The organism is Pseudomonas sp. zfem005 (genome assembly GCF_032621735.1).
Lineage (GTDB): Bacteria > Pseudomonadota > Gammaproteobacteria > Pseudomonadales > Pseudomonadaceae > Metapseudomonas > Metapseudomonas solani.
The window spans coordinates 18,973-33,520 of record NZ_JAVYJE010000016.1 but is presented as its reverse complement, the minus strand read 5'-3'; the positions used below and the strand labels follow the sequence as shown (position 1 = coordinate 33,520).

The 14,548-nt window shown below is 58.2% G+C and carries 11 protein-coding genes; 10 read left to right on the top strand and 1 reads right to left on the bottom strand.

Annotated features, from left to right (window positions below):
- Positions 1-5: 5 nt before the first annotated feature.
- Positions 6-539: a 2,4'-dihydroxyacetophenone dioxygenase family protein gene (locus RTW82_RS28465; RefSeq protein WP_316927181.1), complete on the bottom strand. Its 534-nt coding sequence runs from the start codon at positions 537-539 to the stop codon at positions 6-8.
- A gap of 262 nt (positions 540-801) precedes the next feature.
- On the opposite strand from RTW82_RS28465, the gene RTW82_RS28460 reads away from it, so the two are divergent.
- From RTW82_RS28460 to RTW82_RS28415, 10 genes are all read left to right on the top strand, one after another.
- Positions 802-1,773, top strand: a complete 972-nt coding sequence (locus tag RTW82_RS28460; RefSeq protein ID WP_316927180.1) for a helix-turn-helix domain-containing protein — start codon at positions 802-804, stop codon at positions 1,771-1,773.
- Between the two features lie 364 nt (positions 1,774-2,137).
- The gene (locus RTW82_RS28455) at positions 2,138-3,502 is read left to right on the top strand and encodes a metallophosphoesterase (RefSeq protein ID WP_316927179.1); all 1,365 of its coding nucleotides are present in this window, start codon (positions 2,138-2,140) and stop codon (positions 3,500-3,502) included.
- Positions 3,502-4,530, top strand: a complete 1,029-nt coding sequence (locus RTW82_RS28450; RefSeq protein WP_316927178.1) for a GTPase-associated system all-helical protein GASH — start codon at positions 3,502-3,504, stop codon at positions 4,528-4,530. Before RTW82_RS28455 ends, RTW82_RS28450 begins: the two co-directional genes overlap by 1 nt.
- 44 nt (positions 4,531-4,574) lie before the next feature.
- The gene (locus RTW82_RS28445; RefSeq protein WP_316927177.1) at positions 4,575-5,558 is read left to right on the top strand and encodes a TRAFAC clade GTPase domain-containing protein; all 984 of its coding nucleotides are present in this window, start codon (positions 4,575-4,577) and stop codon (positions 5,556-5,558) included.
- The gene (locus tag RTW82_RS28440; protein WP_316927176.1) at positions 5,555-6,397 is read left to right on the top strand and encodes a hypothetical protein; all 843 of its coding nucleotides are present in this window, start codon (positions 5,555-5,557) and stop codon (positions 6,395-6,397) included. Before RTW82_RS28445 ends, RTW82_RS28440 begins: the two co-directional genes overlap by 4 nt.
- Positions 6,339-9,017 carry a hypothetical protein gene (locus RTW82_RS28435; RefSeq protein WP_316927175.1) on the top strand — a complete coding sequence of 893 codons (2,679 nt, stop codon included), beginning with the start codon at positions 6,339-6,341 and terminating at the stop codon, positions 9,015-9,017. The genes RTW82_RS28440 and RTW82_RS28435 overlap by 59 nt, the downstream gene beginning before the upstream one ends.
- A gap of 1,033 nt (positions 9,018-10,050) precedes the next feature.
- Positions 10,051-10,899 carry a CAP domain-containing protein gene (locus tag RTW82_RS28430; RefSeq protein WP_316927174.1) on the top strand — a complete coding sequence of 283 codons (849 nt, stop codon included), beginning with the start codon at positions 10,051-10,053 and terminating at the stop codon, positions 10,897-10,899.
- Between the two features lie 836 nt (positions 10,900-11,735).
- Entirely contained in the window at positions 11,736-12,968 is a 1,233-nt protein-coding gene (hemA, locus tag RTW82_RS28425) for a 5-aminolevulinate synthase (RefSeq protein ID WP_316927173.1), read from the top strand.
- Position 12,969: 1 nt separating this feature from the next.
- Positions 12,970-13,473 carry a GNAT family N-acetyltransferase gene (locus tag RTW82_RS28420; RefSeq protein WP_316927172.1) on the top strand — a complete coding sequence of 168 codons (504 nt, stop codon included), beginning with the start codon at positions 12,970-12,972 and terminating at the stop codon, positions 13,471-13,473.
- Entirely contained in the window at positions 13,470-14,540 is a 1,071-nt protein-coding gene (locus RTW82_RS28415) for a Gfo/Idh/MocA family oxidoreductase (protein ID WP_316927171.1), read from the top strand. The genes RTW82_RS28420 and RTW82_RS28415 overlap by 4 nt, the downstream gene beginning before the upstream one ends.
- The last annotated feature ends 8 nt before the right edge of the window (positions 14,541-14,548 follow it).

The window sequence follows — 14,548 nt, the reverse complement described above, 5'->3', positions numbered from 1 at the left end:
AGGGGTCAGCGGAACAGGGAGTCGATGTAGGCGGCGCCGAGGCCGATCTTCTCGTAGTGCTCGCGGCACATGGCGATGTAGGAGTGCACATCGAAGTAGCCGTCCGGCTCGCCGCGCTCGTCGAGCCAGATCAGCGGGCCCTTGACGATGAAGAAGGCGCGCATGGGCTCCTCGTGCTCATAGGCCACCAGGGTGTGGCCCTCGCCGGGCGTCTCGTAGACGAAATCGCCGGCGGTGGCGGTCCAGTCGTGCTCCAGGTAGCCCCACTTGCCGGAGAGGGTGTAGGCGAACACTTCGTGGGGGTGGTAGTGGCGGTTCACCAGGCCGGCGCTGCGGGCCATGAGGATGTCGCACCAGCGGTTCTCGCTCGGCGAGATCCAAAGCGGGCGCGAGGACACCGTCTCGGTGAAGGGCACGTACAGGCTCAGGTCGTCGCTCGCCGCGTTGGGCAGGTACACCTCGGGCTTGGCGTCGGGCTTGAAGCAGTTGGGGATGGCTTGCAGGTCTTTCCAGAATTCGTTGCGGGCAGGCTCGGCCATGTTCCAGTCTCGTTGTTGTTATGGACTGGGGCCGACTCTAGAGGGCGCGGCGGCAGGGGGTTTGATCGCCTCGGCCCTGTTGTTTGCGCTTTTCGGACAGGGCCCGGACAGCGGGCGGGGGGCGATTGACGGCGGGCAGCGTTCAGATGTTAATGACCGGGCGTCGCCCACACCCACAGAGGATGCGCGACGCCCGGTCCCCGGGAGCTGCCGATGTTTGGCCCGGGGGTTCGATCCGCGGCGACACACGAGAACAATAAGAATGACGACACCCGCCTTGCTCGAGACCCGGCGAGCCAGTACCTGCGACATCCCGGTCGAACAGCGCCTGAGGTTCTGGGAGCAGTACAACGCCTCCATCCTCGTCGGCCTCAAATGCTCTTCCTACGCCGACGGCGGTCTCGCCGCCTCGCAATCCAACCTCGAACTGGGCGCCATGAGCCTGGCCCTGGTGCGCGGCAACCAGCACGTGGTGGAGCGGGACTGTTCGATGATCCGCTCGGTGCCCAAGGAATCGGTGTTCGTCTCCCTGGTGCAGGAGAGCCGCTCGTTCTTCTACCAGGGCGAAGGCTGCACCCTGCTGGAGCCGGGGGAGATGATCATCTACCGCACCGACAAGCCCTACCTGTTCGGCTTCTCCGGCGCCATGCGCCAGTTCATCTTCGACATCCCCCAGGACCTGTTCGGCGAACGCTGCCTCGGCCGCCTCGACGGCCCGCTCAAGGTGGGCGCGGAAACCCGCCTGCAACGCCTGCTCACCCGTACCCTCTGCGAGCGCACCCAGGGCTTCTTCCAGCGCCCCGCCAACCGCGAGGCCGAGCACTTCGAGGACGACGCCCTGGAGCTGCTCTCCAGCATCATCGCCGGCAGCACCGGCGAACACCGCGTCAGCGCCCAGGGCGCCTCCTATCTACTGGCCGCCAAACGCCTGATCGCCGAACAACTGGGCGACTCGGCCCTCAGCTGCGAGCGCGTCGCCCAGGGCATCGGCATCTCGGTGCGCCACCTCACCCGCCTGTTCGCCCAGGAAGGCGGCTCACCCAGCCGCTACATCGCCGAACGCCGCCTCGAACTCGCCCACCGCCTGCTCAGCAGCCCGCAAGCCAATGGCCTGGATATCAGCGAGGTGGCCTACCGGCACGGCTATTCGAGCCAGGCGCATTTCGCGCGGAGCTTCAAGGCGAGGTATGGGAGAACGCCGAGTGAGGTGAGGGGGGAGGTGGGGGAGGGGTAGATGTTGCTTATTTGCGGCTGCTTTTGGCCAAAAGAAGACGTTCAACTCCAAGCGAATCAGCATGATCGCCTGGATCAATTCAGCGACCTTTCGCTGCTTGCACCAATCGTGCACGGGGTTGAAGTAGAAGGCTTTGCAGGCATTCTCCATGAGTTTTGCAGACATATTGACAGAGGCTTATATGACAGTAGAACGTTGGGCCATGAGGTGGGATGTCTAACGAGGCGGAAGAGCGCACAGCCACCGTAGGCATGGGGGGATACGGTAGCGAATAATGACATTTAGCTTTTAAGTCATCGCAAGGCTTAGCTGAAAAATGTTAGAAGTGCAGATGTCCAAGTAGGCCGCAGAGTAGGGAGAGCGAATGTCTGCAGTCTTTGTTCATGTGTCCGACATCCACTTCGGCCAAGAAAAGGATGACCGGGTACAGATTCATGGCGATGTAAAACAGCAGCTGATCCTAGATGCCCAAGAGATAGTCTCGACGATCCACGGTGGGATCGCTCATGGGATTTTGGTAACTGGTGACATTGCTCAGTCTGGTGTGAAGGCCGAGTACGATCAAGCCGCCAAATGGCTGGATGAGCTGGCGGCCAGCATAGGGATAGGCATCGACTGCGTGCAGATGGTGCCGGGCAACCATGATCTCGACAGGTCAAAGCTCACCGCGGGCGTCAAATTAATTCTCGACCGAATAAGGGATGGGGGGGCTGCGGAGTTCGGCGTGTTCCTGAATGACGCGTCGATTCGGGAAGCGCTCTTTGCCCGATTCAAGGATTACGGGAATTTTAGCTTCGGTTACAACTGCCCCCTCAATATCGAGGGGACTTATGCTTCTGAGATGGTGGTTACTTTGGCTCCTGGGCGAGCGATACGCTTCATCAGGCTCAACTCGTCTCTGCTATGTCATGGTAATGAACATGATGAGCATCCTGAGCTGATGATAGGCGCTCGGCAGTTCACCATTCCTCCCGTAGCTGGCGAAGAGAACATCATCCTCGTTCACCACCCACTGAGCTGGTACAAAGACGAAGATCAAGTTCGAACATACGTACGAAATCGAGCGCGCGTCTTCATTTCAGGCCATGAGCACAATCCGAAGGTATCTGTCGACAATGTTGAGCCAGGCTGTGATCTGATGATGCTAGCTGCTGGCGCTACTGTCCCTTTCAAATCTGATGCGGAATACACCTTCACCTATAACATTATTGAGTTTGATTGGGATGCAGAAACAGATGGCCTATCGGTGACCATTCATCCTAGGGCATGGAACCCAGAGCGAACGCGGTTTGAGGCGGATGAGCAACGTCTAGGCGGGGCAAATCCTAACTATAGGTTGGGATGCCCTTCTTTCCGCAAAGCAAAGCGACCTGATGTGCCCACGACGGATCAGCCCAATAGTAAAGCCTCTGTAGAGGTAACTTCATTCTCAGCAGAGCCGACTATTGAAATGGTTCCAGTAGCATCGTCGGACGAGGAATCAAAGCTCATGCCACCGTCGGTAGAAGGCTATGAGGTTATCCGTCTCAGGTTCTTCCGCGATCTGCTGGAGGGGGAGCGTTTACGTATTCTCGTTGAGCTGGATGCGATACCGGAAGATCTTGATGAGCCAATGTCCCAGGGGTTAGAGCGAAAATTACTGGAGTGGCTTGTACGAGAGGGCAAGCTGGAACAGATTGAGCACATGATTGATCAGTTGATTCGCGAGCGAAAGGATGGAGTGCAGTAATGGAGAATTTTGCGGTTCACATGCGAATTTGCAGCGTCAGCGTAACTGACGATGATGTGAACTCCCGGCGCTTGGCCACGACCAATCTTGCAGGCAGTTGGGGGAAAGAAAAATTTGTAGAAAAAATCATTTCCAAGGCATCAGATATTGCCGAGGCACTCGGTGGTGATGGGGTTCCTTCCGAGGCGCTGGGGAATGAGGTTCAGGCGGCAATTCAGAAGAAGTCCTCTTCGTACTTGTACACGGAGCGGCCGCTGGACGTCAGTGTTTGCGCAGGCATGGCGATGATCTCCATGTTCGGCCCAAGTGTCGGGTCGGGCGGGTGGGGGGTTGCGGATGTGTATGCTGCTGCGCTCTGGTCTTCGCTGGCATTTCAGCCGACCTTGGACGCGGCTCGGCGAGAAAGCCTACGCCTTGAAGTTCTTAATGCAGCTGCTGCTTGGAGTTCGACGTCTGCTGAGGTAGCGAGAGAGCGAGAGACTGTTCCTGAGCCTTCCATCGCTAAGATCAACATCTCTGCTGAAGGCGTGGTTACTCATAACATCCCCGATTCAATGGCCAAGACAGTTGAGGCTTTACGCCGTAATGCTGCCCTGGATCGAGAGGAGCTAGATTTCTTGTGGTGGGCGCAGGCTGGTCGTAGTCGCATACTCAAAAGGCAGCCCTCCGAGATCAACGAGCCAACGCGGGTCGTCACTGCCGGTATCGAGGGCTCGAAAATGCTACGTCGCCTTCCTTGCGAGGTGCACCGTGAGATCATTCTCCGAACATTAGAAAATGACCCTGAACTTGATCTGGCAGAGTTGCTGACGGCGCTGGGGGATGACAGGGAGAGGCTCAGTGATGTGGTCGGTGAAAGCTGGGTTGCCGACCGTCCCTCTGTTTTCCCTCTTCTGTACGCGCTGGTAACAGGCTCAGTGGATGTCCGCGGCTCAACTGTTAAACGGCGTGCATCGGAGTGGGGGGAGCGCGCTCTGCTAGAGGCAGGCTTCCTCAAGCTGATACTGAATGGTCCAGCCAAGCTATGAGCGGATCGTGCAGATTTGAGGGGTGCACAGTCGACGAGACAGGGATGTGCGCGCTCGAACGCGATTCGGCAACTTGCTCCAACCGAGCTCCAAACCAGCTCGGTGGCGAGTCAGCCGAAGATGTTCAAAACAACTCCGAAGTCTCATCGCCACTCGCTGATCGGCTTGGCGCAGCTGTACTTGATCAGCCTGCCAAAACCCGCTCATTCCCCTCCAGTCGCCCGCTTGGGCTGGAGGAGCTAAACGTGATGATGGGGAAGAGATACGTTAACGTGGTTGGCATTCTCGGCGATCCAGAGTCCGGCAAAACTGCATGTCTGGCTAGTCTGTACCTGCTGATCTCGCACGCTAAGCTGGACGGTTGGTCATTTGCTGACAGCAGGAGTCTCGCAGGTTTCGAGGATATTGCACGCGGTGCAAGGGACTGGAATAAAGGTCGGGTGCCCGAGCAAATGACGATGCATACCGAAATGGCGGATGATCGTCGCCCTGGCTTTTTGCACCTTCGCCTTATTAAGAACGAGGATGGGAGGCGGGTCGATCTAGCCCTCCCCGATATACCTGGGGAGTGGACTCAGGAGTTTGTCAGTGCAGCAAGGGCGGATCGACTGGACTTCTTGAAGTCGGCTGAGGTCATTTGGGTCGTCCTTGATGGGCGTTCGCTTGCGGATATCGAAAAGCGAAATGGGCTTATTGCTCGTGTAGGGCAACTCGCCGCGCGTTTGAAAACCATGCTGGAAGGCCGCCGACCTCGATTGATGGTCGTAGTAACTCATCACGACGTGCATGTTCTCGATGATCAGGTGGCTCAGCGACTAAGAGCCGAACTCAGCCGACGCGATGCAGAGGTCGAGATTGTAGGTGTGGCCCCGTTTTCTGATAAACCAAAAAGTGTGCCTGCAGGATTTGGTCTAGCGGAGCTAATCAATTTAACCGTTGGCGCTTTGCCTGATCGGCCAACCTTCTGGCGCTCGACCGAACCTCCTGAGGGTAATCGTGCGTATCTAAACTACAGGAGGAGCCAATGAGCCGTTCAATCGTGTTGCTGGGTGGCCCTGACTCTGGGAAGACCAACTACATCGGCCCCCTATGGCAAGCGCTCGATGCTGAGAGTGGCGCACTGCATGCTGCGGAGCAGCCAGACGATATTAACTTCGTACTCGACATCACCGCGCACATTTTTGCGGGAGACTTTGCCCCGCGCTCTGAGCATAGCGATGTACGCCGAGATTTTGAGGTGGCTGTCGCTGCGACGAAAGGAGGGCCACAAGCAAGGATCATTGTGCCGGACATATCCGGCGAGCTTTGGCGCAACGCCGTCATCAACAGCGAGATCGACTCTGACTGGATGGAAGAGTTGGAACGGTCAGATGGCGCTTTGCTCTTCGTGAGGGTTGGCTCGGATCAAGATGTCCGACCACTCGATTGGGTAACGTCGCGTACGCTCCTAGAACGATTAGGAGATGACGAAGAGCCTGGCCTCCCTACGCAAATCTTGCTGTGCGAATTGATCCGTTTTCTGGAGCTTTCACTTGCCTGTCGCGACGACGGTAGCCTGCCGCGGTTGTCTGTGGTCGTCACCGCCTGGGATCTGGTTGACCCTGAAAAATTCCAACATGGCCCCCTTGTATACCTAGAGCATGAATACCCCCTGGTTGCAGGCAAGCTGATGGATCTAGAGGGACTTGATGTCCAAATATTTGGTCTCAGTAGCGTTGGTGGCGATCTGAAGCATGATGCTGCTTACCGAAGAGAGTTTCTTGAGGCAGGCCCAGATGGTAAGGGTTGGGTTGCTGTGAGGGATCAGGATGGGTGGAGGAGAGATTCTGATATCACTCTTCCCATTGCCTGGGCTGTGGGGCTTTGAACTGGTGATTACTGCGGAAATTCAAATCCATGGCTATCGCAAGGGGCACCAACTAATTGCTTCTTCGATCGTACTGTCCAAAGAGGATCAGGCAGTTATTGACCGCCTCTCGGATATCGCGGGGCCGCTGCGCCCTAAGGAGCAGTTCGCGCCATACCTATCGGCTTATCCGTTACCGAGTGGCAGCCACTACGTGATCGCCAGAACATGGCAGGATCACACTGTTGCCCGGGCGGGGTGTGTTCGGACAATGAGTGTCCTGATTGATGCTCACGTGTGGGCTATTAAGGCGCCACTTGTACCGCTGCTTAACCTACTCGAGTTGTCTGGGCTTCCGAGCGAGCAGCATGCGGTTCGAATTGATCTGAATGAGTGTGCTGAGGAGAGATTGCCTCCCACTCCATCCTTCAGTGCCAGCGAGCTGCTCGAGGCACTGTTCCTTGAAGATTCTAAGCCGGTGGTGGTCTTTGACGCCCCCGCCCCCGAGCTTATTGCCTTACGCATACTAACCGCGTTATGGCCAGATATACGGAGGCGTTTTGCTATTTCGACGTTTGCACTGTCACCGAGAAAGATCAGTGGGCGCGACCTCGACCTTGTCTTCGCTCCGATGAGCGCTAAGGCAAAATTTAGTGATTGGCCAGGTCGACGTGTAGATGGTCGATCGTTGCAACACGATCGGCATAGATGGACTGAGGCGATTGTGCAGCGCGTCTTTGCAGAACCTCTGCCGAGGCTGCTGTCAGAGCGAGAAATTAATCTGCTAGGAGAGCGTGACGCGAATAGTGCCACTGCTCTCCGTATCGCATTGTTGTGGGACGAGTTACTGGACAAGCTGCAGCAGGCGCCCACCGCAGCTCTAGGGCTGTTGGATATTGCCAACTCAGGCATGGTTAGCAATACCGTAGCCCTCAAGTATCTTGAGCCCCTACTGGCGGAGGCCATTAGTCGGGCGACTAGTACTCTACCTGACAGAGACGCCTGGGACTTCGTAGGTGCGCTCACAAGAAAAATGTATGGCCAGAGTATGCCTGCAGGTAAGGCAGCAGCAGCGCACCTCGCTGGGCAGCTCGCAGAGCGAACACCTTTTGGTGCGATCAGTTTTCTGGTTCAGCCGGACTCTAAGGGAGCTATTGTCGATTTAATCCCAAGTATCGCAGCTGGGCTCGCCAAAGGAGCGGAGCCAATCGTCGAACAGGCGCTTTTCGATGCGCCTAAGGACATTGTCGCGAATCTTGTGGCGCATGATGCTGATCTCAGCCGTCGGGTTGTCGATGATGATGCGCTCATTGAACGTATGGGGCAGATCTTGAGCGATGTTGACCAAGATCTAGCAGATAGGGCAGGAAAGATGCTGCTTCCATATCTCATTGATGATCGGCAACTGCCTGTTGCTAAGCCGATAGTCAATAGAATGGACTCGGCGGAGCTAGCTGAGGAGCTCAGTTGGCTAGGAAAGGTCAACGAATTTAAAGCTAAGCGCCTGAGTTCGATGCTTATAGAGCGAGCACATAAGGTAGGAGGCACACCTGCTATTCGAGAAGTGCTTGTATTGTCAGGTGCCTCCGCGCAACGTGACTCGTTGATTGCTCTATCAATCGAGCCTACCAAGGCTGACGTGCACTGGTTGCTGGGCGAGAAACGCCTAGCCAAGGCTACATTCTCAAAACTTCTTGTGGGGGTGCTTGAGCAGGCCAGCGATGATCAGCTTACGGCGCTTCTTTCCGACAGCGAAATCAGTGAGTGCATTCTGAAGCGTCTGCCAAAAGACGCTGTTGAGATGTTGGTGCGGATTGCTATGCAGGATAGCCTTCCAATCAACGTTCAGATCAGTGTTGTTGGCTCCTTGATTCCCAGAGTCAGTGATTCCCAGAGAGTTGAGATCGCTAGTCGAGCAATAATGCGGTGCTTGCGTAGCCGGTTCGAAGGTGAGGAAACCGAACTTCTGCTCATGCTGCTCGAGGCTATTGGCGCAAAGCTCAATGGCGTAGGGGCTGTCAACGCAGGACTGGGAAGAGGTGTCGATTCAGATGTTGCTAGTCGAAATCTAATTGTTTTCGATATGGCTCCCTTGCCAGCTAGGGAGCGCATTGTTGGGGCAGTAGATGAAATTGCACTTGCCTTGCATTCACGTCATGCAATCGATTTCGATCAAATGGCAGCTGACGCATGTGCATCGATCATGTTTGATGCTGAAAAAAAGTCGCGGAAATCTCTACTGATAGCAGCTGGAATGCTGATGCCGTCGTTGCTTCGAGCTCGGCGCTTCCCTGTATCTCCGATAATTGTGGTCTTATTTCCTCCACTCTATAGGGAGTTGGCGCGCTCGAATGATGTACCTGATTTCTTGAATTTCGTTCCTTTCTTCGATTGGGATCGCTGTAAAACAGCTCGCCGCGAACTGGTTGATGCCTTTATATCTTCGTCTTGGAAGCCAGGTGACCTAGCTTTGATCGCCTACCATTGCAACGATGTAGTTAAAATTCTTGAGCATGTAAGTAAGTCATATAAAGGAGGGGAATATCTTTCTCTGATTGAAAATGACCTTAGTCGTCTAAATGCAAATGGCCAAGAGATGGTTGCGCGCACTATTTCAGGCATTCGGTTGGGCAAGTTCTGAGGCTGGTGTCAGCGCGCTCATCAGCTAATTAGATAGTTTCTTGGTTGAATGGACTTCCCTGAAGTATGACTCTTCGACTGCCTATGCAGCGGTTGATTTGATCGTGCCCATCATAAGGTTCTTTTTCGAGAGAAGGAGAACCGGGAACCGACAAGTCTTGGTGGTTAACCACTCCGTTGTCATGAGTGAAGCGAGTCTTCCATTGGCTGTTAGCTGCTTGCCCTCCCGCCCCCTCATCCCTATCCTGCACCCGCCACGGTAAGTCCCGTGGCCGGGTTTGACAGCCCGCAGCAAAGGCGCGATTGCGCCACCAAGGTGCATGCGAAAAACGGCGGACGTTTTTTGCAGGCCTTTGTACGCATGCAGTTTTCATAACTGCTCTGCTTTATGGCAGATCGCGTGGGGAGACCCTTGCGGTCTGCCGGCTCCTTTGCCCGGTCTGTCAACCCTGCGCGATCTGCCGCCCTTTGAATGACAGCGGATGGCGGCAGCTGATGAACCTCAGCAAAGGACTATTCGCCATGCACGACGCATTCACGCCCCTCATTCTCTACCGCTCAGCCCTGCACCCCATCCTTCCCACCCACGGGGAGGTTTCGGCATAAGCGATATCACTCACGAACAACGCCGCCTCCAGAAACTGGTCCAGGGCCTGGATGCACGACTGCATACCACCCTGGTGATTGCCGAGGTGATTCTGGAAAACGTGTCTCTACACGATGGCGTGCCGGGGCCGTTTCTCGATGGGTACCGGGAGGGTGCGTTGATGGATGCAGTGATCCACCTGTCGCGCAGCAACTATGAGGATTACCTGCGGCTGGTGGAGATGGTCGGGTTGCCCTTGGGGCGCCAGGTGCCCTGATAGACGGAGGGGCAGGGTGGTGGCGGGCGAAGGCTGTGCCACCCCCTTCGGGCGCCGCTGAACTCGGCGGCGCCGTTGCGGTTCCAACCTTCACGGGCTTGCGAACCCCGGTGCCGTGGCACTCGGGATGGCGCCGTGGTTGCCCGACTTCCTTTATATGAGGTTCGAACCATGCGCCCACTTGCTGCCTTGCCTATCCGTCCCTTTGCTTTCCTGCTCGGCCTGTTGCTCGCCACCGGTGCTTCCGCCGCCGAGGAGGCGGTGCTGGTCGATGCCATCAATGCCTACCGCGCCCAGCCGCAGAACTGCGGCAACCAGCCCACCGTTGCGCTTACGCCTTTGGCCAGTGACCCGCGCCTGGCGCTGCCCACCGGCAATGGTGAAACCTGGCGCGCGGCGCTGGAGCAGTCCGGCTACCGACCGGGGGATGTGCGCACCATCCGTCTCACCGGCCCGGCCGATGCACAGGCGGCGTTCAAGGCGCTGCTGGGGTATTGCGATGTGCTGCTGAATCCGCAGTTCGTCGATGTGGGCGTGAGCCAGGCGGGGCCGGTGTGGCGGGTGACCTTTGCGCGGCCGCTGCGCAGCGCGGCCCTGGCCGCCGGGCCCTTGCAGGGGCCGATGCTGCTGGAGCAGGTGAACGCAGCGCGGGCGCAACCACGCCTGTGCGGCAACGAGCCCTTCGCGTCGGCGCCGCCGCTGCGCTGGAGCGAGGCCCTAGGGGCGGCGGCGACCAACCACAGCCAGTCGATGGCGCTCAACGGCTTCTTCGCCCACCAGGGCACCGACGGCAGCGCGCCGGCGGACCGGGCGCGCAATGCGGGCTATATGGGCACGCGGGTGGCGGAAAGCATCGCCGCCGGCATGGGCTCGGCGGCCAGTGCGGTGCAGGGCTGGCTGGCCAGCCCGGAGGAATGCTCGCGGTTGATGAGCCCGCTGTTCACCGACCTGGGCGGTGCCCAGTCGCCGGCGGCGAAGGCGGGTGGGGTGTACTGGACGCTGCTGCTGGGCGCTCCGTAGAAACCTGCCTGCGTTGCCATCGCGGTGTTGAAAGCCGGCTCGTGCGCGAGTCCGATCAAAATGCTCATTTACGGCTCGTAAACTCCGCTTTTTCGCCTGCTTTCGCCTTGCGCTGGCGGCCTCGCCAACGGTTTTCAGCCGCTTATCAGGGCGTGGCCCGGGGGAGGCTCGTGCCCATCGGTTCCCGGGCTGAAGCTCGGGCTACGTCGGGATGAAGGCCTATCGGCCTTACTTTGCCTTTGCCAGGCTGGCCATATAGGCCGCGAACATGTCGCTCAAGGCGCCGGTCAGTTCGCTGCGCGTGCTCAAGTGCTGGCTGGCTCCGACTCGCCGGGCGTTGGGCGACGAAATGATGAAGCCTTCATCAGGAGCGCGGCAGGTGTTCAGTTCTGTCTCTTTCCCTTTGTATACCGACTGACAACGCTATCAGCGGCACTCCACTTTTTTGTCATCCCCAAGCCCTTACATCAACCCTGCGCTCTCCTGGTCGGAGCCTGGCCAATCGTTCGGCAAGGATTCCAGAGGCACGATGCTAGAGCGCCGTAGATGGGTAGTTCGCTTCTGCTGGCACCGAATTCTCGCTGAATTTTCCCGTAGGACTGGATCTCGACTGAGCGGTCGACCCTGTACTCATTGTCCTTGGGGGTCTGTACCTACCCCCTCATTCCAACACGCATGATTACGACCGAAGCCCGTGCTGATCGGGTGGCGGCTGCTCTGCTCCAGGCGTTTCCTTTCAAGGCCAAATGCGCTGCGGCCGCAATTACCCGTTAGGGCTCTCATCTGTTGAGGAACTACACAGAGACGTGTCATCTACTCGCTAAGGAGATAAACGGATGTATCAAGCACTTCTTCGAGAACAACTGGAGACATTGAAGTCCTCCAACCAGTACCGCACTTTCACCACTCTCAGCCGCATTTGTGGCCAGTACCCCCTGGCCAAACTGGGCGGTCGCGAGCAGGAGCCCGTGGTGGTGTGGTGCAGCAACGACTACCTCGGCATGTCGCAACATCCGGCAGTGCGCGAACAGATGCACGATGCGCTGGAAACCTACGGTGCGGGATCCGGTGGATCACGCAATATTGGCGGTTCGCACGAGGTGTATACCTGCCTGGAGACGAGCCTGGCCGACTGGCACGGCAAGGAAGCGGCGCTGGTCTTCCCCACCGGCTTCGGCTCCAACGATGCAACCCTGCAGTGTCTTCTGCGGCGTATTCCCGATTGCGTGGTAATTAGTGACGAGCTGAACCACGCCTCCATCGTCAATGGCATTCGATCGACACCCAACGAGCGCAAGATCTTCCGCCATAACGACGTCGAGCATCTGGAGCAAATTCTCGCCAGTTACCCGCTGAGTCAGCCAAAGATCGTGGTGTTCGAGTCGGTCTACTCGATGGATGGCGATATCGCCCCTATTTCCGGAATCGTCGCGGCCGCCAAGCGCTACAACGCCCTTACCTACCTCGACGAGGTACATGCGGTGGGCATGTACGGTCCACGCGGTGCCGGTATCGCTGCGGAACTGGGCGTCTCGGGCCAGGTGGATATCATCCAGGGGACCATGGCAAAGGCCATAGGTGTGATCGGCGGCTATATCACCTCGACTCGGGTGATTGTCGATGCGGTTCGCTCTTTCGCTACCGGCTTCATCTTCACGACCTCGCTGCCACCAGCAATCACCGCAGGCTGCTTGGCCAGCGTCGAGCACCTCAAGGCGGATAGCAGCGAGCGTGATGCCCTGCACCATCAGACGGCCAAGCTGCGCGACCGCTTGAGGCACTATGACGTACCAGTTATGCCCTGCTCACAAACCCATGTGCTGCCGGTGCTGGTAGGTGAGGCCAAGCGCTGCAAGGCGGCTGCAGAACGCCTGCTGCATAGCCATGGCGTGTATCTGCAGCCTATCAACTACCCCTCGGTGCCGGTGGGCACCGAGCGCTTCCGCGTCAACGCTACGCCTAATCACAACGACGAGCAGATCGAGCACCTGGCGGTGTCGCTGCGCGAGACCTTCGACCATTTCAGTATCCCGCTGGCATCCCAGGTTTTCGCTGCGGAGGTGGTCTGAGATGGGGCAGTCTTTCCTTAACGTGCGGCCTGCGACCCAGGCCGACCTGGCTAGTTTGGTGGAGTTGCGCGCGTATTTGCTGGACGGTACCGATGCCAGCTATTCGAGCAAGACGCCGGAGGACGCAGCACGCTGGCGGGCGGCCTACCGTACCTGGCTGATAAGTCGCCTAAGCGAAAGCGATTGCGTGCAGATTTTCGCCGCCGAGGATAAGGAGTCCGGTCGGGTGCTGGGCTGCGCGACGGCAATCATCGACCAGCGTGCGCCGGCACCTGGCTGCCTCAATGGCCTGTCCGGCTGGGTGCAGTCGGTGGTGGTGGAGCCGCAGTGGCGCGGTCGTGGTATCGCCCGGCAGCTGATGCAAAACTTGCTGCGCTGGTTTGCCAACCGCGGCGTCGGCTGCGTGGTACTGCAGAGCACTGCGACTGCCGGCACGCTCTACAAGACCTTGGGCTTCTCCGTTAGCGACGAGCGACTGCTGCTTCGTCAGGAGGCCTGGGCATGAAGATACTGATCATCGGTCTCGGCTATGCCGGCAATCGCTTCCGTCGCGCATTCGAGCATATCGCCAGGAGCTCTGGCCTGCCGCTTTCGCTGGCCTACGTCGGACGCCATCAGAAAACCACCGAGTTGCCTTACTTCGAGAGCGTCGGTCAAGCGCTGCGGGTGTTTGCGCCGGATATCGTGGTGGTCAGCGTCAATGACCACAGCCATGCACCGGTGCTTAAACAGCTGACCGGCTACCGCGGCTTCGTGCTCTGCGAGAAGCCATTGGTCACCCCGGGCGACAACCTGGACGAGCTGTTAGGCGCCCTGGAGCAGGTCAGCGGTTTTGCCCTTGATCTGGTGGAGCGCTATTCGGATGCGACCCAGCAGTTGCGCGAATGGATCGAACGTCACAACTGGCAATTGGTGCGCGCCAGCTTTCACTGGGGCAAGGATCGCATCAACGACTATCGCCCGACCTGCGGCGTGACCAGTGAGGTGATCCACGCCTTGGACTTGGTCGGCTGGCTTTGCCCGCGTGCCGGACAGTTGCAGCTCAATGGCGTGCTCGGTGTGCGCTCGGACTTCTCCATTTCTGGCCCTGAGGTGCTCGATACCGTTCAGCTCACGGCCAGCCTGGGTGAGGCGCGAGTAACCGGCTATGCCAGCTTCGTCAACATCGTGCGCCAGCGTACCGTGGATCTCAGCTTCGTCGACCGCGACGCCCGAATGATCCATGCGCGGCTGGTGTTCGACACCCCGCGCTGGGATCACGACCAGTTGCGTATCTGGACGCGTGGCGCTAACGGCGCCGATGAGCTGCTGCACGAGTTTGCAACAGCACCCGACGAGCCAGGCCTGGACACCTTGCACAAGCTCTCGCGGCTCTGCCAGCAAGTGGTGCGGGCCGTGGAGTTCAATGAACCACCATCTCAACCCTTTGCTGGCTTCGACACCGCCTTGGCGCTGCAGCGCCTGCTCAACGAGCTCGATAGCGATGCACAAACCCCACCACCGGCGCGCTACGTCCATGGCGAGACGCGCGTGCTGATGGCCGAGGACAGCGATCTGGAAAGCCTCGGATAACTTGATCA

Bases quoted from the DNA above. Each gene is read 5' to 3' on its own strand.
- RTW82_RS28420 (WP_316927172.1), top strand. From the start codon at position 12,970: ATGGGGCAGTCTTTCCTTAACGTGCGGCCTGCGACCCAGGCCGACCTG.
- RTW82_RS28460 (WP_316927180.1), top strand. From the start codon at position 802: ATGACGACACCCGCCTTGCTCGAGACCCGGCGAGCCAGTACCTGCGAC.
- hemA (WP_316927173.1), top strand. From the start codon at position 11,736: ATGTATCAAGCACTTCTTCGAGAACAACTGGAGACATTGAAGTCCTCC.
- RTW82_RS28415 (WP_316927171.1), top strand. From the start codon at position 13,470: ATGAAGATACTGATCATCGGTCTCGGCTATGCCGGCAATCGCTTCCGT.
- RTW82_RS28465 (WP_316927181.1), bottom strand. From the start codon at position 539: ATGGCCGAGCCTGCCCGCAACGAATTCTGGAAAGACCTGCAAGCCATC.
- RTW82_RS28455 (WP_316927179.1), top strand. From the start codon at position 2,138: ATGTCTGCAGTCTTTGTTCATGTGTCCGACATCCACTTCGGCCAAGAA.
- RTW82_RS28430 (WP_316927174.1), top strand. From the start codon at position 10,051: ATGCGCCCACTTGCTGCCTTGCCTATCCGTCCCTTTGCTTTCCTGCTC.
- RTW82_RS28435 (WP_316927175.1), top strand. From the start codon at position 6,339: ATGGGTGGAGGAGAGATTCTGATATCACTCTTCCCATTGCCTGGGCTG.
- RTW82_RS28450 (WP_316927178.1), top strand. From the start codon at position 3,502: ATGGAGAATTTTGCGGTTCACATGCGAATTTGCAGCGTCAGCGTAACT.
- RTW82_RS28440 (WP_316927176.1), top strand. From the start codon at position 5,555: ATGAGCCGTTCAATCGTGTTGCTGGGTGGCCCTGACTCTGGGAAGACC.
- RTW82_RS28445 (WP_316927177.1), top strand. From the start codon at position 4,575: ATGTGCGCGCTCGAACGCGATTCGGCAACTTGCTCCAACCGAGCTCCA.